Below are 25,425 nucleotides of genomic sequence, written 5' to 3'. Positions count from 1 at the left end.
GCTGCGCATACCTGCGGCCGCCCCTGGAGAGGGCTGTCGCAGGGTATCCTGATATTCACAACCCAAGACTTTTCTTCAACGGTTTAAGATAGCGGCGACTTACCGGCACTGTCTGGCCGCTGCGTAACTGCAATTCGGCCTGGCCATTATCCTGTAAATGAATCTCCTTCAGCTGCGCCATATTGACCAGAAACTGCCGGTGGCAGCGCAGCAGCGGCGTACGGCTTTCCAGCGTGCGTAATGTCAGCTCGGTCAATCCCTCCTTGCCTTCATTGCTGGTGACCCAGACACCGCTGAGGCGACTGCTGACAAAAGCCACATCCTGCATCTGCAACAGATAAATACGACTCTGTCCGCTACAGGGGATAAATTGTAAAGGCTGCGGGTTTTCTGGCACCGGGGCAGGAGGGTATCGGTGCTGCTGTTGACGCAGACGGACCAGGGTTTTGCTCAGCCGTTCTGCGGCAACCGGTTTTAACAGGTAATCGAAAGCATGTTCTTCAAATGCCTTTATCGCGTACTCTTCAAATGCGGTGAGAAACACAATCGAGGGTCGATGGCCGTCATCTAACATGCTGACCATCTCCAGACCATTAATACGTGGCATCTGAATATCCAGAAACAGCACGTCGGGTTTCAGCCGGTTAACCGCGCCAATTGCCTCTATCGCATTTGCACATTCGCTGACGATGCTAATATCCTGCTCGGCTTGCAACATCAGGCGCAGGTTTTCTCTTGCCAGCGGTTCGTCATCAACAATCACGGCTCTCAGCATGTTTCCTCCAGCGGCAGTTGCAGGCTGATGCGGGTGAACTGGTCCTGCTGGCAATGGACACTGATGCCACAGGCGTCTCCGAACTGTGCCCGTAAACGTTTATCCACCAGGCTCATGCCCAGTCCGGATACCTCTTTTGCTGGCTGATAAAGTCCCGCATTATCTTCAATAGTCAGAATCAGACGATCCTTTTCCTGGTGCGCTTCGATCAAAATTTCTCCTTTGTCCGGCAGCTGCGATGTGCCGTGTTTTATGGCATTTTCAACAATCGGTTGCAGGCTGAAAGCAGGAAGCCGGTAGTGTGAAAGTGCGGACGGGATCTGCATCCTGACGGTAAGAAGTGACTGAAAGCGGGCTTTTTCAATTTGCAGATAGGCATTTACATGCTCAATTTCATCGGCCAGGGTAACAATTTGCGAGGGACGCTTAAGATTTTTACGAAAGAAGGTCGAAAGATCCTGCACCAGCTGCCCGGCCTGCTGCCGATCGCGGCGGATCACCGCCAGTAACGTATTCAACGCGTTAAATAAAAAATGGGGATTCACTTGGGCATGCAGCAGCTGAATTTCGGCCTGTGCCAGCAGGGCTTTTTGTTGCTCATATTTACCTGCAAGAATTTGTGCGGAAAGTAACTGAGCTATCCCTTCTCCCAACGTACGATTGATGGAGCTGAACAGACAGTTTCTGGCTTCATACAGTTTAATGGTGCCGATGACCCGCTGATTTTCACCACGCAGCGGGATAACCAACGTTGAACCCAGTTTGCAACCAGGATGAATCGAACAGCGGTAGGGGATCTCATGACCATCGGCATAGACAACCTGCCCACTCTCAATGGCGCGCAGGGTACAGGCAGATGAAATCTCTTTTCCGGGCAGATGATGATCATCACCTGTTCCGGTAAAAGCCAGTAACTTTTCCCGATCGGTGATGGCAACGGCGCCTGTTTTCAGCTCTGAATAGAGAACCTGCGCCACTTTCAGGCTGTTTTCTTCATTGAACCCCTGGCGAAGAATACCTTCAGTGGAAGCCGCAACCTTAAGCGCAACGGCAGAAAAAGCGGAAGTGTATTTTTCAAACATAGCCCGCTTATCCAGCAGGATTCGCATAAACATGGCAGCCCCCAGAGAGTTGGTCACGGTCATCGGCACAATAATGCTTTGTACCAGATGCAGTGCATCCTGAAATGGTCTGGCAATCATCAGGATGATCATCATCTGAACCAGTTCGGCTAACAGCGTCACTACCCCGGCGATCAGCGGACTTAATATTTTGTCGCTGCGCCCGGCTCGGATAAGCCAGCTGTGCATCAGGCCACCCAGTAGTCCCTCGGCAATAGTGGAAATCATGCAGCTGACCGCTGTCATGCCGCCGAGAGAAAAGCGGTGCAGCCCGCCTGTTAATCCCACCAGAGCGCCCACGACCGGCCCGCCCAGCAGTCCACCGATGACGGCGCCAATAGCTCGTGTATTCGCAAGTGAACCCTCGATATGCAGGCTCAGATAAGTACCCAGAATGCAAAAAACAGAGAAGGTGATATAGCAAAGCAGCTTATGCGGCAGGCGAACGGTAACCTGCATCAGAGGCGTGAACAGCCGGGTTTTACTCATTAACCAGGCAATAACCAGAAAAACACACATCTGTTGTAGCAGCAGTAATACCAGATCAACGTTATACATTTCCGTCGCCCCACTTTCCCGAAAGACGAAACATACGCTGAAACCGACGGAAATTGTGCAGACAGCGGCATTAAAATGTTAAATCGTGATCTCCCTCCCTTATCGCCTCCCTGATTATTGTCGAGGGTACAATTTTTCTGAAGATGCTACTCAAAAAATGACTAACCTGTTGCCTTGCAAAGATTTTTTGTCCGGTAACCCCGTCAATTCTGCTAACGTATTTTCCTGCTGGAAAGGGAATCTGATGTTGCCGTTGGCAATTATTCAGAAACAAAGGGCGGTAAATTTGATCTGTTGACACTCGTCAACAGATTGAGTAATGTACAGGAAAAGTAGAGATTATGAGCAGGAAGCATAAGAACAGGCAGATACAACAGGCCATTGAATTCGCGACAGATAATGGCTGGATACTGATCGCAGCCGGAAAATCGGCACACTGTTTTGCCAAACTCCGCTGTGGGGTTCCCGGTCATCAGGAGCACATGATGAGTATCTGGTCAACGCCGGGTAATCCGCTAAATCATGCAAAACAGATTGTCAGGAAGGTCTGCCAGTGTACGCCGGTAAAGACAAACTGAATTGCCGGGAAAAGTGACGAAACGACAGAAATCAACTGTCGTTGATAACAGGTGAGCCAGGGCTGGAGGATAAATATGATGCTATGGAATTTCACATTGGTACTGTCGGGAGTGACGTCATCGACACCAAAACTGGAAGATGCTTTGTTTGCGGCGGGTTGTGACGATGCATTGATCTGTTTTTACGGCACGGCGGTTTATCTGGAGTTCGACCGTGAAGCCGTCACACTGAACGCGGCAATCTCCAGTGCAATCCGCAATATCGAAGAAGCCGGAATCGGGGCGGTGGTCGGGTCTGTAGACTCCACCCTGGTCGGGCTGAGTGATATTGCTGAACTGACAAAACTTTCCCGCCAGGCTGTTGCGCTACTTAAAGATGGGGCGCGGGGTAAAGGAGACTTCCCCAATCCAATCCATCGGATTAAAGGGCAATCGCCGCTGTGGAGCTGGGCCGAAGTGGCGGAGTGGCTGGTGATGAGTGGCCGTATGGCAGCAGATAATCCGTTGGTGAGTAATGCTCGTGAACTGGAACAATGGAATCTGGCTTTACGTCTTCGGGCTTCAAAAGCCTCTTTGCAAGTTGATGAAAGAGTACAGTTTCTGGCCGGTTCACCCGCTGTGGCCGCCAACTTATGCCATCAGCAGCAGATGTAATCATCTCTATCCCGTAACCTGTCTGCCATGAAATCTTCATCCGGGCTGTTTAGTGTCGCGACAAAACGCCCGGAGAAATGCCTGTGTTTACAATCGAAGCTGTTTTAGATGATCTCTGCCCGCAGCGTCAGACACCGCAATGGCAAAAAAGACTTCTCAGAGTTTTGTTACGTGAAAGGGAATTTCAGCAATTTAATCAGCGTTACCGCCATCTTAAAGGGCTGGATATGGTGGAGCAGGTGCTGGAGTACCTCGATATCCGCTGTGAACTGAGTGAACGCGATCTGGAACAGATTCCGCTACACGGGCCGGTTGTTATTGTTGCTAACCATCCGTTAGGAACCCTGGATGGTCTGGCATTGTTACATGCCGTTTCACAAGTGCGGCGTGATGTGAAAATTGTCACCAACCGGCTGCTCAACTGTCTGCAATCACTCACCAGCCTGATGGTGCCGGTAGATAATATGGGCAACCGTACTAACCGCCAGCAGCTTGCAGCCATGCAGGATCAGCTTGAACACCACGGCGTACTGATTTTTTTCCCGGCGGGAGAGGTTTCCCGTCTGAGCGGCAAAGGGGTGAAGGACAGCAAATGGAGTCACGGCTTCGTTCGCCTGGCTGCCCGCTACCGCGCATCAGTGGTTCCCATTCACGTGAGTGGCAGCAACAGCATGTTGTTCTATCTGACTTCACTTATCTACCGGCCTTTGTCGATGCTGCTGCTGGTGCGGGAGATGTTCGGCAATCGTGGGGCACGGTTGAAGCTGAAAATTGGTGCGCGCATCCCTTATGCCAGCTGGCATGATGGTCATACGTCGGCTAAAGAGCTGGCCGCACGTTTTCGCCGTCATCTCTATCGTATGGCTCAAGGGAAATCGGCGTTGTTTCAGACTGAGCCAGCGATTGCCAGGGCGGAAGACCGGGCAGTGCTGAAAAAAGCACTGGCGAATTGTGAGGTGTTAGGAAAAACCAGTGACAATAAAATGATTTATCTCTGGCGGCGTAATGGCGAAGATGCTGTGCCGCTGTTGCGTGAACTGGGGCGACTGCGGGAAATCGCTTTTCGTGCGGTGGGCGAGGGCAGTGGGCGACGTCGTGATCTGGATGACTACGATGACGATTATTACCATCTGATTCTTTGGGATGAAGAGACGCTGGATATTGTTGGCGCGTATCGTTTTATGCCAACGGCTGAGCAACTGAAACTCAAAGGGCTGGAAGGGATCTACAGCCACAGCCTGTTTCATTATGGCGACCAGATGGAGCCTGTGCTGCAACAGGGTATCGAACTGGGCCGCAGTTTTATCCAGCCAGCATACTGGGGAAAACGGGGGCTGGATTATCTGTGGCTGGGCATCGGTGCCTGGCTGGCAAAGTATCCACAATACCGTTATCTGTTTGGCCCGGTATCCATCTCCGGCGGGATGCCGCTTGCGGCACGTGATCTTCTGATAGCGTTTTACCGCCTCTACTTCTCTCCGGCGCTGCCGATGGCCGTCTCCCGTCGCCCTTATCCGGCCTCACTGCCGGATGTACTGGCCCAGTTTACCGGCCAGGATTACCAGGAAGATTTACGACGCTTAAAGCGCCTGCTGAATAATCTGGGCACCGGAATACCTCCGCTTTGCAAACAGTATTCGGAGCTATGTGAAGCGGGAGGCGTGCAGTTTATTGATTTTGGTAGCGATCCTGATTTTAACCATTGTATTGATGGTCTGGTGATGGTTGATCTGACCAAACTGAAGGCCAGTCGTTATCAGCGTTACATTGGCGTACATCAACAGGCTTCAGCGCCAGAGGATGAAAAAGCGCCAGAAGAGGCGAGGCAGGATTAGTCACTGAAATGCAGCACGGCATGCTGCTCAGGGCCTGACACGCCAGGTATTGAGCAGAGGGGCAGCAATCTTAGCCTGACGGCAGCTGAGCGCTGGCGTAACCGATGCTGGACACGACGCATCACACCAGCGGCAGCCGCCAAAACGCCGGAGTAAATAGCGTCGTCATCCCTGGTCATACGGCGTTTAAAGCCTGTAAAATCAGAATAATATTCAGAAACTCCTTATTCAGTCACAATTCAGAATTTGCCATATTTTTGTCATCTTTTTTACTCAACATAACGTCAGTGTTTTAACACCCTCTTATTCGTTATCACCTCCTATTTAAAAAGGAAAAGCAATGCGCACCCGATATACTCTGCTGGCAGCGGCTCTGCTGGTCAGCCAGCTGGCCCAGGCGAAAATCTCCCCGATCTCAGAAGAGAGCCTTCGCGCCACCATTGACAGCACCACACCTGCCAGCAGTAACGCGCAGTTTCTGGAACTTAACCATGCCATTCAACAATCATTAATTGCTGCGTTGCAGAGTGACAGCGACAAGCTGACCCGCGAGCGCCTGAAAGATGCGGAGCAGAGCGACAAACAGGCCGATACTAAATGGCTGAAAGCGAGTGGCTATGACTTTGCGAAAAAAGAGAACCAGCAGGCGGGCATCGCATTGCTCAGCGCATTTCCTGCATTACCGAAAACGACCATTGCCGCCAGCCTGAAAACGGTGGAACAGGTTAACCTTAATGCCAGCCAGGGGCAGCGTACCCAGGCATTGATTGATGCTGAAGGGCAGGACCACCTCTACTTCCTTGCAGATGCACTGGGGCCAAAACTGGGCCAGGCATTTATTACCGCCTATAACAAAGGTGAGTTGGGCAAAGCCGCAGCGCTGATTAAAGCCAGTGAAGTCAGTACCAGCGCGGCGAAAAAACACTTTGATAATCCGCGTCCGTTTCTGATCCCTGGCAACAGCATTCACTTTGTGCCGGACACCGCAGTGGTGAAGGACAACGCGCCTTACAAAGCGACTGAAGGTTCTTATCCAAGCGGGCATACCAACCGCTTACACTGACGCACTGCTGCTGGGTGAGATGCTGCCGGAGCGTTTCGTGCCGCTGGTGGACCGCGCTGCCCGTTATGCTTATTCCCGCATGGTGCTGGGCGTGCACTACCCTATCGATCTGATGGGATCACGGATGGTGGCTCAGCGTAACGTGGCTCATTATCTGAATGATGCGAAATACCGTGCGTTGTTTGATGAAGCGAAGCAACAGCTGCGTGTCGCGCTGGAGAAAGAGTGTGGCACTTCGCTGGCGGAGTGCGCTAAACCTCAGGGCGCGGCGGATCCTTACAGTGCACCACAGATGAAAACTTTTTATCGCTACAGCATGACCTGGAATCTGCCGCAGGAGAAAGTGAAAGCCACGCCGGTAGTGGTGCCGGAAGGTGCAGAAGTCCTGCTGGAAGGACCGCTGCCGCAGTTGAGCGCCGCTCAGCGCCGTCATCTGATGGTTTCAACCGCGCTGGCCGGGGGATATCCGCTTTCCGGCAACACCCCGGAACAGAATTTCTGGCAGCGTCTTGATCTCTCCGCCGCCGCCAGTGCCGCGCATCACGGCGGCTGATCGCCACAGGGCGGAGGTCACTCCGCCTTTTTTCAGGGCATCTGCGGCCAGACGCCGGGACCAATCGGCAATCCCATCGCGTACCAGGCCAGTAGCAGTAGTATCCACACGCTGAAAAACACCAGCGGATAGGGAATGATCAGCATGTAATAGGTGCCCAGTTGGGCATCTTTCCGGTAGCGTTGCAAAAAGCCAAGAAACAGCGGCAGAAAGGGAGACATCGGTGCCAGCGGCAGCACGGCGGAGTCGGCGATGCGAAAGATCATCTGGGCGAAGGCCGGATGGAAGCCCAGCAGCATAAACATCGGTACAAAAATCGGTGCCAGAATCGACCAGATAGCGGAACCGCTGGCGATGAACATGCAAAGAAATGCCGAGAGAAACATCAGGCCAAGAAACGCCGGTGCGCCAGTCATCCCGGCACTTTCCAACAGATCGGTCAGCCCGACGGCCATAAACTTGCCCATGTTGCTCCAGTTGAAAAACGCCACGAATTGCGACAGTGGAAATACCATCACGATAAATCCGGCCATGCTTTTCATCGGCTCAATCAGCTGCTGCGGAATATCATCGGGTCGTTTGATCTGCCCGGTGACCACGCCATAGGTAATGCCCACCGCAAAGAAAAACAGAATGATCAGCGGCACAATCCCCTGAATAAATGGCGAGGGAATAATCGCTCCGGTCTGAGGATGGCGCAGCGGTGCCCCCTCCGGTACCACCAGCAGGGCGACCAGCGCGATAAAAATCAGCGCGGCCACGCCGCTCAGTTTCAGCCCCCGATTCTGCAATGGCGTCAGTTTTTCCAGCTTCTCATCACTGGCATGGCCCTGCCAGGCGGGCAGACGCGGCTCGATAAATTTGTCGGTCAGCAAGCCACCGGCCAGCGTCAGGACGATGACCGAACTGGCCATAAAAAACCAGTTATCCACCACGCTGACGTGAACCGTATCGCTGACGGCTTTGGCGGCTTCGCTACTGATGCCGGAAAGCAGCACATCGGTGGTGACAATCAGTAAATTGGCGGTGAAGCCGGATCCGACGCCCGCGATGGCGGCCAACAGTCCGGCCACCGGATGGCGGCCCACGGCAATAAACATCAGCGCCCCCAGTGGCGGCATGACCACCAGCGCTGCATCAGAAGAGATATGACTGAAAAAAGCAATAAACAGCACCATATAGCTGGCGTAACGGGCGCTGACGAACGAAGCCATCTTGTGCATCAGCGCCTGAAGCAGTCCCACTTTTTCCGCCAGTCCGGCACCAATCATCAGCGCGAGGATCGCCCCCAGCGGGGTAAAACTACTGAAATTCTTGATGATGTTGGGCAAAATCCATTGCAGTCCGGCGACACTGAGCAGATTTTTGACCTGGATAATCTCACCGTTGGCCGGATTTTTCACCGCAACATTGAGCCACGACAGCAATGCCGTGGCGATCATCAGTACCACTATTAACCAGACAAACAGCAAAAATGGGTTCGGCACCTTGTTGCCGATCCGCTCAATCCAGCTAAAAATCCTGCCTGGGTTTTTCCCTGCGGTCGTTGAATCACTCATGTTTTACCCTCTGGTCATTGTTATGTTGGCAATTTTTATAATTTTCGGGCCGGGTTCATGCCCGGCCTCGTTGTGTTGCAGGTGAACTTATGCCAGCGGTGAGGGACGTACACCGGCCGGGATGGGACACTGCCAGGCGTGCCCTTTACGGGTCTGGCGAAACTCTTCACGGGCGCTGGCAAGCAGACTGCTATCACTCAGTAATGCCAGCGCTGAGGCAGCCAGCGTTTTGGCTGCAAGAAACATGCCTTTGTGGGCGACAGAGGTGCGGCCCTGAGCCACCAGTTGCCAGGTGTGCAGTGGTGTACCCAGCGCGAAACAGGGTGTAAAGCACTGGGCGACGGGGACCACCCAACTGACATCACCCACGTCGGTGGAACCATACAGCACCTCATCTACCGGCGCATAAGGGGCCACCTCGTCCATCAACACCTTATCGCCCAGCCCCGCCACCCAGGCTTTCCCGGCCTGGCCTCCGGTGCGGGCGATATTCAGCTTCGCATTACGCAGGTCATCTTCGCTCAGCGTCTGGCGAATTTCCTGCGCAAACTGGCGCTCACTGGCGCTGTAATCCGGCAGGCCATAACCTTGCAGATAGCGATACATCACCTTTTCCAACGCGCGGTTCGGCAGGTAGCTGGAACAGGCCTTTTCAAAGCGGATGCTCAGGGTGGTGTCGGTCATTAGCGCGGCACCGCGAGCGATATTGCATACCCGCTGATAGATATCCTGCGTCTGTTCGGGCTGCGGAGCGCGAACCAGATACAGCACTTCGGCGTTGGCCTGCACCACATTTGGTGAACTGCCCCCGCTGTTGGTCACTGCATAGTGCAGGCGGGCCTCCGGCACTATATGCTCCCGCAGAAAGTTGGCTCCGGTGTTCATCAGCGTCACTGCGTCCAGTGCGCTGCGTCCCAGATGGGGTGAGTTGGCAGCGTGCGCCGCCACCCCTTTGAAATGAAAGGCGGCCTGAATATTGGCAAGCGTGGTGGTACTGAATATCCCGCTGAAACTTTCCGGATGCCAGGTGAATGCCGCATCCACATCGTTGAACAACCCTTCGCGCACCATAAAGGTTTTTCCGGAACCGCCTTCTTCTCCGGGGCAGCCGTAGAAGCGGACCGTGCCTGGCAGGCGCTGTTGCTCCAGCCAGGCTTTTACCGCAAAGGCGGCCGCCAGTGCAGCGGTGCCCAGCAGATTGTGACCACAGCCATGGCCGTTGCCATTCTCCACCAGTGGCTCCGCAGTGGCACAGGCGGCTTTCTGGCTCAGACCGGCCAGCGCGTCAAATTCGCCCAGCAGAGCAATCACCGGCTGGCCCTGACCATAGCTGGCGATAAAGGCCGTGGCGATGTCGCCCACGCCGCGCGCCACGCCAAAGCCTTCTTCCTCCAGCGCGTCGGCCAGCAGACCGGCGGAAAAGGTTTCGGCAAAACGGGTTTCGGGTCGGTCCCAGATAGCATCGCTCAGGGCGCTGAAGCGCGCCTGATGCTGGTCGATATATTCGGCGACAAAGGTGCTGAAATCATCGGCCATTATGCCTCCTGAAATTGCCGGATATTAAAGGCCAGCACCGCGAGGGTTTTGACCGCCACCGCCATTACCTGCTCATTAAAGTCGAACTTCTCGTTGTGGTGTCCGGCACTGAGTTCGGTGCCGAAGATGATATAAGACGCCTGGCCGCCACGTTCTTTCACCCGCTCCATCATATAGGTGGCGTCTTCGGAACCGGCTGGCTGCGCTTTGGTATCAACCAGAGAGGTCAGTTCGGCAACCTGAGCGGCCTGCTGACGGATGTAGTTGACCCAGGGCTGTGTCGGTTTGCTGCTGCGGGCTGCGCCCATCAGCGTCACTTCATGCTGCACGCCGTACATGGCCGCGGCACCGGCCAGCACCTGTAACGCCTGTTGAAAAATATGGTCGTTGATTTCGTTGGTTGCGCCACGGGTTTCCACCTTCATCATCGCCCGGTCTGCCACCACGTTGCGGCCGGTCCCCGCCTGAAGCACGCCAACGTTAATACGTGAACTGCCTGCACTGTGCTGCGGCAACGTATGCAGGGCCAGCGCCGCCTGAGCCGCGGCCAGCAGGGCGTTTTTCCCCTCTTCCGGCCGCGCCCCGGCATGTGAAGCCACCCCACGGAAGGTGACATCCAGCTTGGTCGTGGCGAGGAAGCTGTTACTGCCACAAACCAGCTCTCCGGCGGGCACCCCGGTACCGATGTGAATAGCGGTAAAAAAGTCCACATCATCCAGAACCCCCGCTGCCACCATCGATTTTGCGCCTCTGGTGCCTTCTTCCGCCGGTTGGAAAATCAGTTTGATGGTGCCGCACAGGCGAGATTCAAATTGCTTCAGCACCTGCGCGACGCCGATGCCAATTGTGGTATGACCGTCGTGACCGCAGGCATGCATCATGCCTTCATTGCAGGAGGCAAATCCTTCGGCAAAAGGCCGGTGTTCCGGTGCCTGCAACTCCACTACATCCAGCGCATCCATATCGACGCGAAACGCCATCACCGGGCCAGGGCGGCCGGTTTCCAGCGTGGCAACCAGGCCACAAAATCCCCCGGAAAAATGTGGCAGCCATTGCGACAGTGCGCCCTGTTCCAGCGCACGTTTTTCGTGCAGTGCCAGTATCTCCGGCGACGGCAGCCCCATACGGGCTTCGGCGTTTATTACCTCTTTGCCCAGTTGCAGCTGATAACCGAGCCGGTGCAGCTCTTCGGCCACCAGCGTGGCGGTACGGAACTCCAGCCAGCCTGATTCAGCATATTTATGCAAATCGCGTCGCCAGCTTTGCAGTCGCGGGGCAATTTCTTTAACAAAGTCAGTAACAGCCTGATCCATCTTTTTTTCCTCACCGTTACGGGATTAAAAATGTTGTTTTTTTCGACTGTACACACTGGCTCCAGGGGGCAGAAGATGACAATATCTTTGCTTTGATAAACATTGGTTATCACCAGTTTTGGGGATTTATGCCTGCCGCCATTAAGCTTCACCAGCTCAGAGCCTTTGTCGATGTGGCCCGTCATGGCAGCATTCGTGCCGCCAGTCGCGCCTCACGTCTGTCACAGCCCGCCCTGACTAAAGCCATTCAGGAACTGGAAGAGGTGCTTGGCGTACGGCTGTTTATCCGCCGTCGGCAGGGGGTGGTGCTGACGGAAATGGGTGATACCTTCTTTCAACATGCCAGCCTGATTCTGGAAGAGTTACGGGTGGCGCAGGAAGATATTCAGCAGCGGCTGGGGCTGGGGGGCGGCTCGGTAAACATTGGGGTGGGCGGTAGCGTGGCCCGCACGGTGATGCCACAGGTGATAACTCAGTTTCATCGCCAGTTCCCCAATGTGAAAGTGCGAATCGTTGAAGGGCAACTGGTGTCAATGATCCCTGAACTGCGCCAGGGCGAACTGGATTTCACTATCAATACCTATTATCAGAGCCATCTGGATAATGAACTGAGCTATGAAAAGCTGATGGAGCGCGAATATCGCGTGGTGGTGCGCAAGGGGCATCCGATGGAGCATGTCACCTCGCTTGCGGCGCTACAGCACTGTGACTGGACGATGCCTACACCGAAAGGCAGCTATTACCGGCTGCTGCACGATCTGTTCACTGATATGGGGATGACCCCGTCAATCAGCGTCACCTGTGAAACCTTTATGGCCTGTATCAGCCTGGTCACGCAGAGCGATTTTGTCAGTATTCTGTCGCAGGACGTGATTGCCGATCCCATTCACGGTAATCAGCTGGTGGCACTGAATTTGCAGGAAAAAATGCCGAAGGCCACCTTTTATCTGATTCAGCGTAAGGACAGTACGCTGACGCCGATGGGGGCGCACCTGGCCCGTCTGTTCCGTATGCACTGCCGTGGCGTTAAATTTCCCCTCAGCGAGGCAACGCTACGCGTGTCAGATGAATAAACATGCTGTTAAAGTGAAATATCTCAGAGCCACACTCATTCATTCGATTATCTATCAGGTGGGCGGCAGCGATGTTTGCCCGCCATCACCCGCAGGAGTCAGCCTTATGACAGCGCAGTCGGTTTCTCTGGTTCGGTATCAGCCAGTCTGGCAGTCCGGAGTGGTAGCATTAATCCTGCCGATCCAGAATCAGGAGTTTGGTATCACTATCTCTGCGGCTCAGCAGCCGGATCTCAGCGATATTGACGGTTTTTATCAGTCCGGCAACGGTGATTTCTGGTTGGCGGTGGCGGATGAGCAGGTGGTGGGATGTATTGGCCTGAAGGACATCGGTAATCAACAGGCTGCGCTACGCAAAATGTTTGTTGCCGAGGCCTGGCGGGGAAGGGAGAAAGGCATTGCCAGCGCCTTGCTGAGCCGTTTACTGGAACATGCTGCACGCCGGGAACTGCACGATATTTACCTGGGTACTACCAGTAAATTTCTGGCGGCACATCGTTTCTATGAGAAGAACGGTTTTCAGGAAGTCTCTCAGACTTCGTTACCCGATGCGTTCCCGGTAATGAAAGTGGATAGCAAATTTTACCGTCTTGCTCTGCGGCAGTAAAAATGGCATTGCGTGATTAAGATCCTGTCCCATCAGGGCTGGTTTACTCGCCATTTTGAACCTGGGCAGTGCTCGAAATCCTCACGTACTTCGTGTACGCTCCGGTTTCTGCGCGCTGTCCGTGTCCAGACTGGCTGCGACAATAACACCTGGTGGGCCAGTCTCTGAGGTGTTATTCCGGCCATCGCCAGGCCGGTATGGCACAGGATATCTGCCTTTTCGCTCAGACATTTGTCGTCAGCATCGTTCTTCCTGTCGGGATGCGTTATTCTTCGCCCGAGAGTTTTATTTATTTCCGTCTTTTCCATGCCCTACATTCCATCCTGAATAATAAATATCAGTGCGTTTTTTTGCGGTTATTATCGACAGGAAAAAGCGTCATTTTTTTTCAGTGTTTACCATTTTTTAATATTATCAGAACAGTAAGAGGCTTCTCTTTTAGCCTTGTTACCATCGCCAACATCCCAGAGATTAACGTTGAGTGAGGTTGGGGAAACGTTACATTTGATTTTAGTGCGTATTAATTCGCCAGCCACCACGCGATTTTTCCATTATCGTTGATCGGGAATTTTCAACAATAACTTCGCTGAAATTATCCTTTCTGAGGTGGCGATAATTTCTGGCGGGTCAAAGAACATTTACAGAAAACAGGCCAGCAAGGCATTACAGGCAATGAAAAAATTGCCAGGGGCTCCAGTGTCAGCCTTTATGACGCCTTACAGAGATTATAAGGAAAAGCGTAGTTTTCATTCTGTGGCATCGTGATGGCGTGTTCTTTTTTGAAAGATTCAGTCTGGAGAAATTGATACGCTTTGAATTCAATAACATTTGCAGGAGTAATTAAAATCATGGGTGTCTCAACTGAAAAAACAAGCCATGCACATGCTGTTGCATCTTTAAATACCGACCATTCATCACAAAGTAAGAAAGCGAATGCTACTAATTTAACCACAAAGGTTGATATGGTAGAAAATTTATGTGAGACATTTGCATTATCCCAGATTAAAAAATTAAGCTGAATATTTATCCATTTAAATAATTCGGGAAAAGCCCGGTGACTTACCTGTACCGCCCCCATAAAGTTGAATAGCACGCAACAAGAGTGGATCAGGCCCGTTGCCCATTATTTAACTGGAGTCAGCCCCTGAGCCTGGCTACTTACCGGGTGTATGCGGGATTGTTGGGCGGCGGCGGCCGCCCTTTATCATCAGCTCTGCGGATTGCTGGTGCTGCTCATTTTCATCAGGTCTTTATCAACAAAGAACAGGGCTTCACCGCTGTTGCCGACCAGCGCCAGTTTATCCAGCACGGATTTAAACAGCTTCTCTTCTTCATGCTGTTCAGCCACATACCATTGCAGGAAATTAAAGGTGGAGTAATCCTGTGTGGTGATCGCGGCATGTGCCAGCTCATTGATTTTGCTGGTGATCAGTTTTTCGTGATGGTAGGCCTGTTCCAGCACCTCATTCAGTGAATTAAAGGTCACTGGCGGCGCAGCGATGGTGCCCAGCACCGGCATGGATCCGGTATCGCTCAGGTAGTTAAACAGCCGCTGCATGTGCTGCATCTCTTCAGCGGAGTGTTCACGCATAAACGCAGCCGCACCTTCAAAACCTTTATCAGCACACCAGGCGCTCATTTGCAGATACAGATTGGCGGAAAAGAATTCCAGATTTAACTGGTCGTTCAGTTTGGCGGTCATTTCGCTGGTCAGCATAGCGGCTCCATATTTTTTTCGCGGTGAATTTTATTAACGGTATTATTGGGCGCATTATGCACGGCTGTCGCTAAAATAAAAACTCTTTAAGAACCTTTTTATGTCATTTTCGGGCGAATTAACGCAGTGAAAGATAAGTGATAATTATTCTCTCTGTTATTGGCAGACATTCCGTTTTTTAAATGTTTTTGATAACCATTCTTATTATTAATACGCAGCAATTTGAACCACTCAGAATGGTCTTTTTGCCGGATTTATAAAATGACTTCTGTTTAAAAATAATCAGCAGAAGTGCCGAAGGCAGAAAAAGCGATAATTTTATTCGTCGTTCGACATTATCCCTTGCGGAAAGGTGTTGCGGGCCGGGCATTTTCCGTTGATTGGTGTTGCCAGAGCCGCTGCAATCCCTTTCTGCCTGACCCGGCGATGTTCCCGGTCAGCGGGCGGTGCTGCTGCGGCTCGATTGATCGCCAGGTTTCTCTGTGCTGCTGGTCAGCAGACAGGGTTACCGCAGTCGGGTTATGACCCGGCCGCAGGCTGGCGGGCCACAGCTGGTGGGGTCCTGTCGCGCCAGCGCACCATCATGCTGCCCAGGCCGCTCAGCGTCAGCAGTGACACCACGCCTGTCCAGCCGGTTTTCTCCAGCATGATGCTGCCAGCAGCGGAGCCTGCCGCCATACCGATAAATACGCCGGTAAACATCAGCGCATTCAGCCTGCTGCGCGCAGCAGGCTCCAGACTGAAGATGATCGACTGGTGCGACACCAGCGTCGACTGCACACCAAAATCAAAGCCAATCGCCGAGAGGACAATTACCGCCAGCGCCCAGGGAGCAGGCAGCCACGGCAGCAGGAACATCAGTGCGAAGGAGAGGGTAGCGACCGTCGTGCCAATCAGGGTGACCCGCCGGGGACCACGACGATCGGCCAGTGTTCCGGCCAGCGGTGCCGCCAGTGCACCCGCAGCCCCTGCCAGGCCAAAGGATCCGGCTGTTGCACTGCCCAGCTGCCAGCTGTCATGCAGCATTACCGCCAGCGTCGACCAGAAGGCGCTGAACCCGACCGACAGCAGCGCCTGGGACAGCGTAGCGCGCCGCAACGCAGGATAGTGGCACCAGAGGTGACGCATGGAAGAGAGCAGCGCCGGATAACGCATCTGCGTAGCCGGAGGCATTGACGGCAGGCTGCGCCACAGCACCAGGGTGATGGCGGTAACCATCACCGCTGCGGCGATAAACATGCTGCGCCAGCCAAAATACGCGGCCACGAAGCCACTCAGCACGCGGGACAGCAGGATCCCCAGCAGCAGCCCGGTCATTACGCTGCCGACGGTTTTACCGCGCTGTGCGGCGGGAGAGAGCTGGGCAGAGGCCGGAACAATATCCTGTGCCACGGTGGCGGCAATCCCCACCGTAAGGCTGGCAAGCAGCAGCATACCGATCCCGCTGCTACTGGCACTGAATACCAGCGCGCAGGCCAGCAGCAGCCCTTTCAGAGCAATAATCTGTCGTCGGTCATGGCGATCGCCCAGCGGTGCCAGCAGCAGAATGCCAAGCGCATAACCCGCCTGCGTCAGCGTCGGCACCAGACCCACGGTGGAGACGGTGGCATGCAGCTCCCTGACCAGAATCCCCAGCATCGGCTGGCTGTAATAGATGGAGGCTACGCTGAAGCCTGCGCCGGTCGCCAGTATTACGACGGTGCGACGGGCAAGGGGGGCGTGTGGCGAAGGGGATATCATCTCCTCTCCTGATAACCTGATGAGATAAGGAGCACATTTTTAACGCCGGGCGGGGAAGCGTGGTAGTGGCCTGCCCGGTAATACTGTTATACGCTGAATGCATGAAAGAAATCCCTTTGTCAGGCACCGACCGTATAGAGTTGATGCAAACCTTTATCCGTATTGTTGAAGCGGGCAGCTTGTCTGCGGCGGCTGCCCGTTTGCAAACCACCCAACCCACCGTCAGCCGACGTTTACAGACCCTGGAGAAATTGCTGGGGCTGAAGCTGATACAGCGCACCACGCACGTGATGAAGTTAACCGATGACGGCCAACGCTGCTTTGCCCATGCTCAGACGCTGATTGAGAACTGGCGGGCCATAGAAGACGATCTTCGGGGGGTAACCGAAGAGCCGGTCGGGCTGTTACGGGTGCTGGTGCCACATGCATTTGGTCAGGATCAGATGATTGCGCCATTGCAGCGCTATTTGCAGAGCTATCCAAAAATGACCGTGGAGTGGATGCTCAGTGACCGGCGGCCAGACTTTATTGCTGAAGGGATAGATTGCGCGGTGCATATCGGGGCGATGACCGATTCCTCAGTGGTGGCGGTGCTGGTTGCAGAAGTGCCGCGCATTGTGGTGGCCGCGCCGGAATTATCTGCCGGGCATAACCCGGTGCATCATCCGCAAGCCTTGAAAAGCTATCCCTGGGTGGCGCTCAGCACTTTCTATCGCAATCAGATGGTGCTGCATAGCGACAACGGCACAACAGAGCAGATTGATATCCAGCCCCGATTGTTGACCGACAGTCTGTATGCCTTGCGCAACAGTGTGCTGCTGGGGATGGGCGTTGGGGTGGCGTCAAAATGGGCGGTAACGGAGGATATTGCCAGCGGGCGGCTGCTGCATCTTTGTCCCGCCTGGTATGCAGAGCCGCTGCCGGTTTTTCTGGTCTATCCCTGGGCGCGTTATTATCCTGCCAAACTGCGTCAGTTTCTGGCGCTGATGCGACAGGTGTTGCCGCTGATTGGCGGCACCCAGGCACCGACTCTCTGAGCAGGCTGGGTCGGCTAAAGGCCATACCCCTCATCAAATAACGTGGTCTTGCAGTTAAGGACAAGGCGTGGCTCTTGCAGCAGGGGAGAAAGAAAAACTAGCCTGATGTTCAGTCGGACGACTTATCAGGCTACCCGGTTTTATACTGTTTTCAGAAGGTTTCCCAGTTACCCTGGTCGCCTGGCAGTGCTTTGAGGGGGAGACTCAATGCGGGCACTGGGGTGGTTTGAATGGTGTTCTTTACCGGCGCACTGCTCTGGCTGCGGCCCTGGGCCTCGTCGGTTGTGTATGATCCCATTACCTGAGAAAGTTGGCCGGCCCGCTCTTCCAGCAGCGCAGAGGCTGCCGCAGACTCCTGCACTAACGCTGCGTTTTGCTGCGTAACGCGATCCATTTCGCTCACCGCCAGTCCAATTTGATCAATTCCCCGGCTTTGCTCATCGGAAGCGGAAGCAATCTCACCCATAATGTCGGTGACGCGCATCACCGCCGCGACAATATCGTTCATGGTTTTACCGGCGATGGAAACCTGCTGAGATCCGGCGTCCACGCAGCTGACCGAGGCTTCGATCAGGGTTTTAATCTCTTTCGCCGCCTGTGCACTGCGTTGCGCCAGATTACGCACTTCCCCTGCCACGACAGCAAATCCCCGACCCTGTTCCCCTGCGCGGGCGGCTTCCACCGCCGCGTTAAGCGCCAGGATATTGGTCTGGAAGGCAATACTGTCAATCACGCTGATAATGTCCGCTATTTTTTGTGAGCTGCCGGCAATCTCATTCATGGTTTTCACCACGCCATCCACCATCTGGCCACCTTTTCCGGCGGTTTCTGATGCGCTTTTTGCCAGCTGTGAAGCTTGGCGGGCATTCTCCGTGTTTTGTTTCACCGCGGCGGTCAGCTCCTCCATACTGGCTGCGGTCTGTTCCAGAGAGGCAGCCTGCTGTTCGGTTCTGGCTGAAAGATCGCTGTTACCCCGTGAAATCTCCCCGGCACCAGCATAGATGGCAATGGCGCTGTCGCGAACGTGGGTGACACTGGCTTTTAACGACTGCTGCATCACGATGAGACGTGTGGAGAGCGCGGCCATTTCACTCCGGCCCTCCACTGGCAGGCGACCGGAAAAGTCGCCATCAACAATCTGCTGAATGAAGACATCCACCAGCTTCAGCGGTGTTAACAGTACCGCTTTAATTACCATCCAGATGGTGAGTACCAGCAGTGCCAGCACTAGCACCACGCTACCCAGCGTCCACACCATGTGGCTGAAGCTTTGCTGATTCTGCTCCACACCGGTGGCCAGCAGCGCGTTATTTTGTGTGCGCCACTGGTTATAGTTTTCTTCCATCACTTCCTGCGCTTTCTGCGTGTCCAGATTACCGTAGGCTGCATAATTATTGGCCCGCAGATACTGAATTGACATGGTCAGGGTATCGAACAGTTGCTGATAGCTGCTGGCAACATGCGCTGTCAGCTCAGGGCTTTGTCCGGTAATGGCGGGTGCATTTTTGTAGGCGTCAAAATGTTGCTGTGCCACCTGTAGTGAGGTTGTCGCGTCAGACAGCAGTTTGGCTATTGCTGCCTGTGCTGGTGCGTCGCTCTGATTCTTCAGAAAGCGAATAGCGACACGGTTAATCGTTACCCTGGTCTTAATCAGGGCCTGCCAGCTGTCGCTGAGCTGCTCCTGTTGATGATTCAGTGAGTTGGCTTGAGTGAAATTATTTTTATCCTGGTTAATGGCTTTAAAAGAGAGGGCGCTGGAAATCAGCAGCAGCCCGCTTAACACCACCAGCATAAGGATAATGCTGGTAACGACCTTCATATTTTTAATCATGCTGTGCACTCTGTAATAGGGAAAAACCCGCTGAACAGGTTATCGGATCACCGTGACAGGAACTTTATGCTGGTCATCGCAGAATTTTTCACCAGCGGGAGCCATGCCGGATATCGTCAGCTTTGTGCGCCGGGCTGATTGTGCAGGTGCCACCAGCATTGGGGATCGTCGCTCAGGCTCAGGCAGGCCTGGCGGAGTGTAGCCAGGGTAATCTGCGGGTAAATATCCGGGGTCAGCGGCGGTAAATTTATCCGCTGATGTTGCCAGTGCCCGACACACTGCGCCGGACTGCCGGGAGGATGCGACGCAAGTGTGCGCTGCTGCGCGGCGATGCACGCCTCCAGCTCTGCGGCAGATAAGGTGGCGATGACGGCAATCATCTGCTGCACAAAGCTGACGATGTGCTGATAAAGCTCCCCGCAGGGGACAAGCGGCGATTGCAGGGCAAACAGCAGACCGGCGTGGCCTGCAAGATGCTGAAAGCGGCAGCTGACCACATAGCCGATATTCTTCTCCACGCGAAAGCGTTGGAAAAAACGTGGGCCATACAGGGTCGCCAGTAGCTGACAGGTGGCGATATTCAGTAAAGAGAGCTCAGCCAGCGGGCAGAAGACGATAACGGCGGCGTCATCACTGCGGGTCGCAACGGCGTAACAGGATTTATCCGGCAGCGCGGGTCGGTACTGACCGCAAGAGAAGTGCAGCGCGGCGGGGAAAGCGGATAACAACCGGGCAAGCGGCTGGCTGAGCTGTTGATCTTCCGCATACAGCGCCGCCTGCCAGTCGGTATCGCGCAGACTGCCCGGCAGTGGCAGGACCGGGCTGAACGCCGTGGCTGACGGGTGTAACAGCTGTTGCAGATGATGCAGCAGGCAGCGCACGGCGACGTCATCAAAATTTGCCTGCCTGCTGCGCTGATATGCGCGCTCAGCCTGCGCCATTACGGCTTCTGAAGGCGAATTCAGCGCGCTCAGCGCGCCAGCCAGCCCCGCCAGCATTAACTCTTTACCGGCGCTGAGTTGCAGCAGCCATAGTCCCTGCTGCTGTACAAAGCGCAGATCGCCGCCGCGATGACGACAGTTGGCCATCGCCGGTTGCAGGGCGGCCGTCATCACCGCTGCACACGCTTCGCTCAGCCACTGGCCGGGCCCTGGCGTGAGCAACAGCGTGGGTTGACCACGGCAAACGAAAATCTGTAACGGGGCCGACGTCGCAGGCAAAACCGGCAACGGCAGTGCGCTGTCAGGCTGGTGAAACCGCATCTTCGCTGCCGGACGTTGTTTGCCGCTGAGGGATAACGCAACGTCGTGCTCAGTGCGGGCGGGTTGTCGCAGTGAACCACAGGAGAGCGTAAACCCCTGGGCCACGCAGTGCGGCAAATCGTCCTGTGCGCTCAGCCACAGCCGGGTCATATTCTGCGCTGACAGCCGGGTAAGCAGTTTTCGCCACTGCGTTAACCGTGCTGTCAGACCTTCCGCTGAAGCGGCTTCGTCAGTCAGGCCTTCCGGCGGCGCAAAGCCAAATGCCAGTATTCGCAGCCGCTCAACGGGGGACTGCGCGGCAAAATCGCGCTGGGCCAGACGGGCATAATGCGCCAGCTGTGGCCCGGTCATGCTGGCGGCCTGTTTCAGCCACCGGCCGAATAGGGCTTCAGTTTCTGCGTTTTGCTGATGGCCGCCAGCATTGAGTTGAAAAGCTACGCTCAGCAGGGACTGATGTGGACTGCGGTAAGGCTCCAGCAGCTGAATATTGTCGCACTGTTCCCGTAATGCCTCTGCCAGGCTGTGTTCAGCTTTATCGTGCAGCAGCTCGCGCAGTATGGAAAACAGGCCGGGATCGACACCGCTAAGCGGAAAACTTAACAGCAGCGCCGTGTGATGACTGTGCAGGGCAAAGGTCCGCTCAGGACGCAGGCGGAGCAGCGGATCGCAGGGTGAGGGCATGACGGAGGGACTGGTCTGAAAAGCCCGCCCGACCTGTTGTGCCAGTGCGGTCAGCTCGGTTAACGGCTGGGGGCCCAGCAACCACAGGTGCAGGTTTGCCATATGAAACCAGCGCTGATGATAATCCTGTAATGCCTGGCGCAGCGCGCTGCTGTCGTGGCCAAAGTGGCTCAGCGAACCAACGTGAAAATTATGTATGGGATGCGGGAAGGCAAACGCCTGGCTGAGCGCGGCGTCCCGCAGCGTGGCGCTGTGGCTGCACAACATGCGGTATTCCGCATCAATAACCCTGGCTTCCTGCGCTGTCGCCTCATGGCTCAGCAGCGGGTTGACCAGCATATCCACCAGCCGCTCCAGCCCGTCGGCCAGGCTTTCGGCGGCGGATTCAAAGAACCAGGCGGTCTGATTTGCCAGGGTGGTGGCATTCAGCGAGGCACCCTGCGCGGCGGCCCAGGCCATCAGCCGCTGCTGATGCTGAAAATTCGCGCTACCGGCAAAGAGCACGTGCTCCAGCAGATGCGCCAGTCCCGGCCATGCCTGCGGTTCCTGATGGCTGCCCGCCGCCAGTTGGATCAGTGCGGCGGCCCGTGGCGCATCCGCATCGTGGATCACCGTCACCCGCAGCCCATTCTCCAGCCTCAGCTGCCTGCTCATACTTTGAAAATCAGCTGCGAGTTGACGCGGTTGCGAAACTGTAACTGGTCAATGCGCATGTTGCTGCATTCAGCCTGCCGCCGCGCGTCGAGGATCTTTTCGTGGTGCGGCGATTTGCTGCATACCGGGTCGGCATTGTCCGCATTGCCGGTCAGCATAAAGGCCTGGCAGCGGCAGCCGCCAAAATCCTGCTCTTTTTCCGAACAGGAGCGGCACGGCTCCGGCATCCAGTCGAAGCCGCGATATTTGTTGAAGCCGAACGATTCATACCAGATTTGCTGAAGACTGTGCTCCAGCACCGACGGGAACTGTACCGGCAGCTGACGGGCGCTGTGGCAGGGAAGCGCCATCCCTTCCGGCGTAACGCTTAAGAAAATCGCTCCCCAGCCGCCCATGCAGCCTTTAGGGCGTTCTTCGTAATAGTCGGGGGTGACAAACAGTAGGTTAGCCAGATTGCTGTCGGCGCTCATTTTTTCACGGTAGCGCTGGACGACCGCTTCCGCACTGGCAATCTGCTGGCGGGTTGGCAACAGTCCATCCCGGTTGAGTTGCGCCCAGCCGTAAAACTGGCAGGTAGCCAGCTCGACGTCATCGGCTTCCAGCTCAATCGCCAGATCGATAATCCGGTCGATCTGGTCGATATTGTGCCGGTGCAGCACAAAGTTCAGCACCATCGGATAGCCGTGCGCTTTGACTGCTTTTGCCATCGCCAGCTTCTGCTGGAAGGCTTTCTGCGATCCCGCCAGCGCGGCGTTCAGCGTCTCATCGCTGGCCTGAAAACTGATCTGAATATGATCCAGACCGGCATCGGCAAAGGCATCGATCTTCTTCTCCGTCAGGCCGATGCCGGAGGTGATCAGGTTGGTGTAAAAACCCAGATCGCGCGCGGCACGGATCAGTTCCGGCAGATCCTTACGCACCAGCGGTTCGCCGCCGGAAAAACCCAGCTGTACCGCGCCCATCTGCCGCGCCTGCCTGAAGACCTCAATCCACTGTTCGGTAGTCAGCTCCTGCTCTTCGCGGGCAAAATCCAGTGGGTTGGAGCAGTACGGGCACTGCAACGGGCAGCGGTAGGTCAGCTCTGCCAGCAGCCACAGCGGCGGATTGATTTGAGGTTTAAGCGGGTTCACGCAGGATTATCCACTTCTGTTCTACTGCCTGGCTGAGAAACTCTCTGACATCGTCGTCAACGCCACCCGCGTCCGGAAAAGCGGCATTGAGCACGGTAATCAGTTCTGCGATGCAACGCTTGCCATCCACCTGTTGCAGGATGGCGGCGGCGCTCTCATTGAGCTTTGCCATGCCTTCCGGATAGAGGATCACATAGCATTGCTGGGTGGGCTCCCATTGCAGACGGTAGCCCCGGCGAAAGGCGGCAATATGCCGATCGGTGATATTCATTACAGCAGTCTCTCATTGTGCCAGACCGGCTGGTCGGTGACGGTGTGATAAGGCGGACGGTTCAGCTCCCAGGCCATGCTCATGGCATCCAGCATGCTCCACAGGATATCCAGCTTGAACTGGAGAATTTGCAACATCCTTTGCTGTTTTTCCACCGTGGTGCACCAGGCTTTCGCCAGCGCCAGTCCGTGCTCGACATCGCGGTTAGCCTGGCTCAGACGGCTACGGAAATAGTGATAGCCTTCGGCTTCAATCCAGCCGTAATGCTTTGGCCAGCTGTCGAGGCGCGCCTGATGGATTTGCGGAGCAAACAGCTCGGTCAGTGAGCTACAGGCGGCTTTCTGCCAGACGGCCCGTCGGGCAAAGTTGACGTAGGCATCCACCGCAAAGCGTACGTCGGGCAGCACCCGCTCTTCCGACAGCAGTTGCTCACGCGGCAGCCCGACGGCCTCGCCCAGTCGTAGCCAGGCTTCAATACCGCCCTGACTGCTCTCCTGCCCGTCGTGATCGAGAATACGTTGCACCCATTTGCGACGGACCTGCGGGTCCGGGCAGTTGGCCATAATCGCCGCGTCTTTTATCGGGATGCTGGTCTGATAATAGAAGCGATTTGCCACCCAGCCCTGGATCTGCTCGCGGCTGGCCTGACCGTTGTGCATCGCGATGTGATAAGGGTGATGGATATGGTAATAAGCGCCGCGTGCCCGCAGCGCCTGCTCAAAGGCATCTGGCGTCATCGCTTCTGCCGGCATCGTGTCTGGCTTCATCTTCATCTCGTTACAGGTCAATTTGCATCCCGTCCCAGCTGACTTCAATGCCCGCTCTGGTCAACGCAAGGCGTTCGGCTGACTCTTCATCAAGGATTGGGTTGGTGTTGTTAATGTGGATCAGGATTTTGCGTTCTGCCGGCAGGGAGGCCAACAGGGCCAGCAGCCCGCCTTCTTCCGCCAGGGCCAGATGGCCCATATCCCGGCCGGTATTGCGTCCGACACCGCTGTTTGCCAGTTCGTTATCCTGCCACAGGGTGCCATCAATCAGCAGGCAGTCGGCCTTATGCAGCTACTCCAGCAACAGCGCGTCCGGCTCGCCGAGGCCCGGTGCATACAGCAGCGTTTTGCCGCTGCGGCTGTCGGCAATAAACAGCGCCACGTTGTGGCCGGGCAGCGGTCGGTCACGGTAAGGGGAGTAGGGCGGCGCATTGCTGAGCAGCGGGATGGCGGTGAAGGTCAGCGCCGGACAGACCGCCACTGAAAAAGGTTCACCGGGCGTAATGGCATGATGTACCAGGCCGCCGTTCCAGTGGCTGAGCATGGGAAAAACCGGGAAGCCGGTGCTCAGATCCTGATGCACTTCTGACGTGCACCAGACCTGATGTGGGCAACCTTCACGCAGGCTGAGCAGGCCGGTGGTGTGATCGATCTGGCTGTCGGTCAGGATTATCGAGCCAATCGCCGTGCCGCGCAGCACCCCCTGTTTGTTCAGCACCGGCGTGGCGGCAATCTGCTGAGCAATATCCGGAGAGGCGTTGCACAGCACAAAATCAACGCCGTTATCACTGATGGCGATGGATGACTGAGTGCGGGCTGAGGTTTTCAGGGTGCCGTTACGCAGGCCCTGGCAGTTTTTGCAATTGCAGTTCCACTGAGGGAAGCCACCGCCCGCAGCAGAACCGAGAACGTTAATCTGCATGTGTGAACCAGCAAAGAAAAAGGAAGATGCCCACCGAAGTGGGCACAGGGGATTAGCGGTTGGAGATGTACAGCGTGACTTCTAAGCCCAGACGTAAATCAACAAATTTTGGTTTAGTCCACTTCATGGTGCTCTCCTCATGGTGTTTATCAAAAAGCCGTCATAATGACGGAGGGTGATCGGTTTAT

The 25,425-nt window shown here is 55.2% G+C and carries 20 protein-coding genes and 2 pseudogenes; 8 read left to right on the top strand and 14 right to left on the bottom strand.

From position 1 onward, the window contains the following. Positions 1-55: 55 nt before the first annotated feature. The gene (gene btsR, locus AC3RPL_RS17230; RefSeq protein WP_490740950.1) at positions 56-775 is read right to left on the bottom strand and encodes a two-component system response regulator BtsR; all 720 of its coding nucleotides are present in this window, start codon (positions 773-775) and stop codon (positions 56-58) included. Further along, entirely contained in the window at positions 769-2,454 is a 1,686-nt protein-coding gene (locus tag AC3RPL_RS17225) for a LytS/YhcK type 5TM receptor domain-containing protein (RefSeq protein WP_490740949.1), read from the bottom strand. Before AC3RPL_RS17225 ends, btsR begins: the two co-directional genes overlap by 7 nt. Positions 2,455-2,795: 341 nt before the next feature. Between AC3RPL_RS17225 and AC3RPL_RS17220 the strand changes: the two genes are divergently transcribed. From AC3RPL_RS17220 to AC3RPL_RS17205, 4 genes and pseudogenes are all read left to right on the top strand, one after another. After that, the gene (locus AC3RPL_RS17220) at positions 2,796-3,032 is read left to right on the top strand and encodes a hypothetical protein (RefSeq protein WP_490740948.1); all 237 of its coding nucleotides are present in this window, start codon (positions 2,796-2,798) and stop codon (positions 3,030-3,032) included. Positions 3,033-3,107: 75 nt separating this feature from the next. Beyond that, positions 3,108-3,686, top strand: a complete 579-nt coding sequence (locus AC3RPL_RS17215) for a helix-turn-helix transcriptional regulator (protein ID WP_490740947.1) — start codon at positions 3,108-3,110, stop codon at positions 3,684-3,686. 83 nt (positions 3,687-3,769) lie between these two features. After that, a complete protein-coding gene (gene olsF / locus AC3RPL_RS17210; protein ID WP_490740946.1) occupies positions 3,770-5,521 on the top strand; it encodes a bifunctional ornithine lipid synthase OlsF in 1,752 nt (583 codons plus the stop codon). Positions 5,522-5,861: 340 nt separating this feature from the next. Then, a pseudogene (locus tag AC3RPL_RS17205) lies at positions 5,862-7,137 on the top strand (acid phosphatase). A gap of 32 nt (positions 7,138-7,169) precedes the next feature. Here the strand turns inward: AC3RPL_RS17205 and abgT are convergent. From abgT to AC3RPL_RS17190, 3 genes are all read right to left on the bottom strand, one after another. Further along, positions 7,170-8,696 (bottom strand): p-aminobenzoyl-glutamate transporter, encoded by a 1,527-nt coding sequence (gene abgT / locus AC3RPL_RS17200; RefSeq protein ID WP_490740945.1) that lies wholly within the window; start codon positions 8,694-8,696, stop codon positions 7,170-7,172. 87 nt (positions 8,697-8,783) lie between these two features. Then, positions 8,784-10,232: a M20 family metallopeptidase gene (locus AC3RPL_RS17195; RefSeq protein WP_490740944.1), complete on the bottom strand. Its 1,449-nt coding sequence runs from the start codon at positions 10,230-10,232 to the stop codon at positions 8,784-8,786. Beyond that, complete coding sequence (locus AC3RPL_RS17190) at positions 10,232-11,545, bottom strand: M20 family metallo-hydrolase (protein WP_490740943.1); 1,314 nt, start codon at positions 11,543-11,545, stop codon at positions 10,232-10,234. Before AC3RPL_RS17190 ends, AC3RPL_RS17195 begins: the two co-directional genes overlap by 1 nt. Positions 11,546-11,673: 128 nt before the next feature. On the opposite strand from AC3RPL_RS17190, the gene AC3RPL_RS17185 reads away from it, so the two are divergent. The 3 genes from AC3RPL_RS17185 (at position 11,674) to AC3RPL_RS17175 (ending at position 14,244) form a co-directional block, all read left to right on the top strand. Then, a complete protein-coding gene (locus tag AC3RPL_RS17185) occupies positions 11,674-12,618 on the top strand; it encodes a LysR family transcriptional regulator (protein ID WP_367167027.1) in 945 nt (314 codons plus the stop codon). A gap of 106 nt (positions 12,619-12,724) precedes the next feature. Beyond that, entirely contained in the window at positions 12,725-13,225 is a 501-nt protein-coding gene (locus tag AC3RPL_RS17180; protein WP_034937040.1) for a GNAT family N-acetyltransferase, read from the top strand. Between the two features lie 848 nt (positions 13,226-14,073). Further along, positions 14,074-14,244, top strand: coding sequence for a hypothetical protein (locus AC3RPL_RS17175; protein ID WP_490740942.1), 171 nt, complete (start codon positions 14,074-14,076; stop codon positions 14,242-14,244). Between the two features lie 188 nt (positions 14,245-14,432). On the opposite strand, the gene ftnA is transcribed toward AC3RPL_RS17175, so the two are convergent. Both ftnA and AC3RPL_RS17165 read right to left on the bottom strand, forming a co-directional pair. Beyond that, the gene (gene ftnA / locus AC3RPL_RS17170) at positions 14,433-14,942 is read right to left on the bottom strand and encodes a non-heme ferritin (protein WP_490740940.1); all 510 of its coding nucleotides are present in this window, start codon (positions 14,940-14,942) and stop codon (positions 14,433-14,435) included. 519 nt (positions 14,943-15,461) lie between these two features. Beyond that, on the bottom strand, positions 15,462-16,682 hold the full coding sequence (locus AC3RPL_RS17165; RefSeq protein ID WP_490740939.1) for an MFS transporter: 1,221 nt from the start codon (positions 16,680-16,682) through the stop codon (positions 15,462-15,464). A gap of 101 nt (positions 16,683-16,783) precedes the next feature. Here AC3RPL_RS17165 and AC3RPL_RS17160 point away from each other — a divergent pair, with 101 nt between their 5' ends. Then, positions 16,784-17,719 carry a LysR family transcriptional regulator gene (locus AC3RPL_RS17160; protein WP_490740938.1) on the top strand — a complete coding sequence of 312 codons (936 nt, stop codon included), beginning with the start codon at positions 16,784-16,786 and terminating at the stop codon, positions 17,717-17,719. Between the two features lie 151 nt (positions 17,720-17,870). Here the strand turns inward: AC3RPL_RS17160 and AC3RPL_RS17155 are convergent, their stop codons facing one another. The 7 genes and pseudogenes from AC3RPL_RS17155 to pqqA all read right to left on the bottom strand — a co-directional run bounded on the left by AC3RPL_RS17155 (position 17,871) and on the right by pqqA (position 25,364). Beyond that, on the bottom strand, positions 17,871-19,550 hold the full coding sequence (locus AC3RPL_RS17155) for a methyl-accepting chemotaxis protein (RefSeq protein WP_490740937.1): 1,680 nt from the start codon (positions 19,548-19,550) through the stop codon (positions 17,871-17,873). A gap of 116 nt (positions 19,551-19,666) precedes the next feature. Next, on the bottom strand, positions 19,667-22,147 hold the full coding sequence (gene pqqF / locus AC3RPL_RS17150; protein WP_490740936.1) for a pyrroloquinoline quinone biosynthesis protein PqqF: 2,481 nt from the start codon (positions 22,145-22,147) through the stop codon (positions 19,667-19,669). Continuing rightward, entirely contained in the window at positions 22,144-23,277 is a 1,134-nt protein-coding gene (gene pqqE, locus AC3RPL_RS17145) for a pyrroloquinoline quinone biosynthesis protein PqqE (RefSeq protein WP_490740935.1), read from the bottom strand. The genes pqqF and pqqE overlap by 4 nt, the downstream gene beginning before the upstream one ends. Next, positions 23,264-23,548, bottom strand: a complete 285-nt coding sequence (gene pqqD, locus AC3RPL_RS17140) for a pyrroloquinoline quinone biosynthesis peptide chaperone PqqD (protein ID WP_490740934.1) — start codon at positions 23,546-23,548, stop codon at positions 23,264-23,266. The genes pqqE and pqqD overlap by 14 nt, the downstream gene beginning before the upstream one ends. Further along, positions 23,548-24,300 carry a pyrroloquinoline-quinone synthase PqqC gene (pqqC, locus tag AC3RPL_RS17135; RefSeq protein WP_490742077.1) on the bottom strand — a complete coding sequence of 251 codons (753 nt, stop codon included), beginning with the start codon at positions 24,298-24,300 and terminating at the stop codon, positions 23,548-23,550. The genes pqqD and pqqC overlap by 1 nt, the downstream gene beginning before the upstream one ends. Positions 24,301-24,325: 25 nt before the next feature. Then, positions 24,326-25,237, bottom strand: a pseudogene (gene pqqB / locus AC3RPL_RS17130) (pyrroloquinoline quinone biosynthesis protein PqqB). 52 nt (positions 25,238-25,289) lie between these two features. After that, positions 25,290-25,364, bottom strand: coding sequence for a pyrroloquinoline quinone precursor peptide PqqA (gene pqqA, locus AC3RPL_RS17125; protein WP_071995007.1), 75 nt, complete (start codon positions 25,362-25,364; stop codon positions 25,290-25,292). Between the last annotated feature and the right edge of the window lie 61 nt (positions 25,365-25,425).

It is taken from the genome of Erwinia papayae, from assembly GCF_058241465.1.
This window is presented reverse-complemented; position numbering and strand designations above follow the sequence as displayed.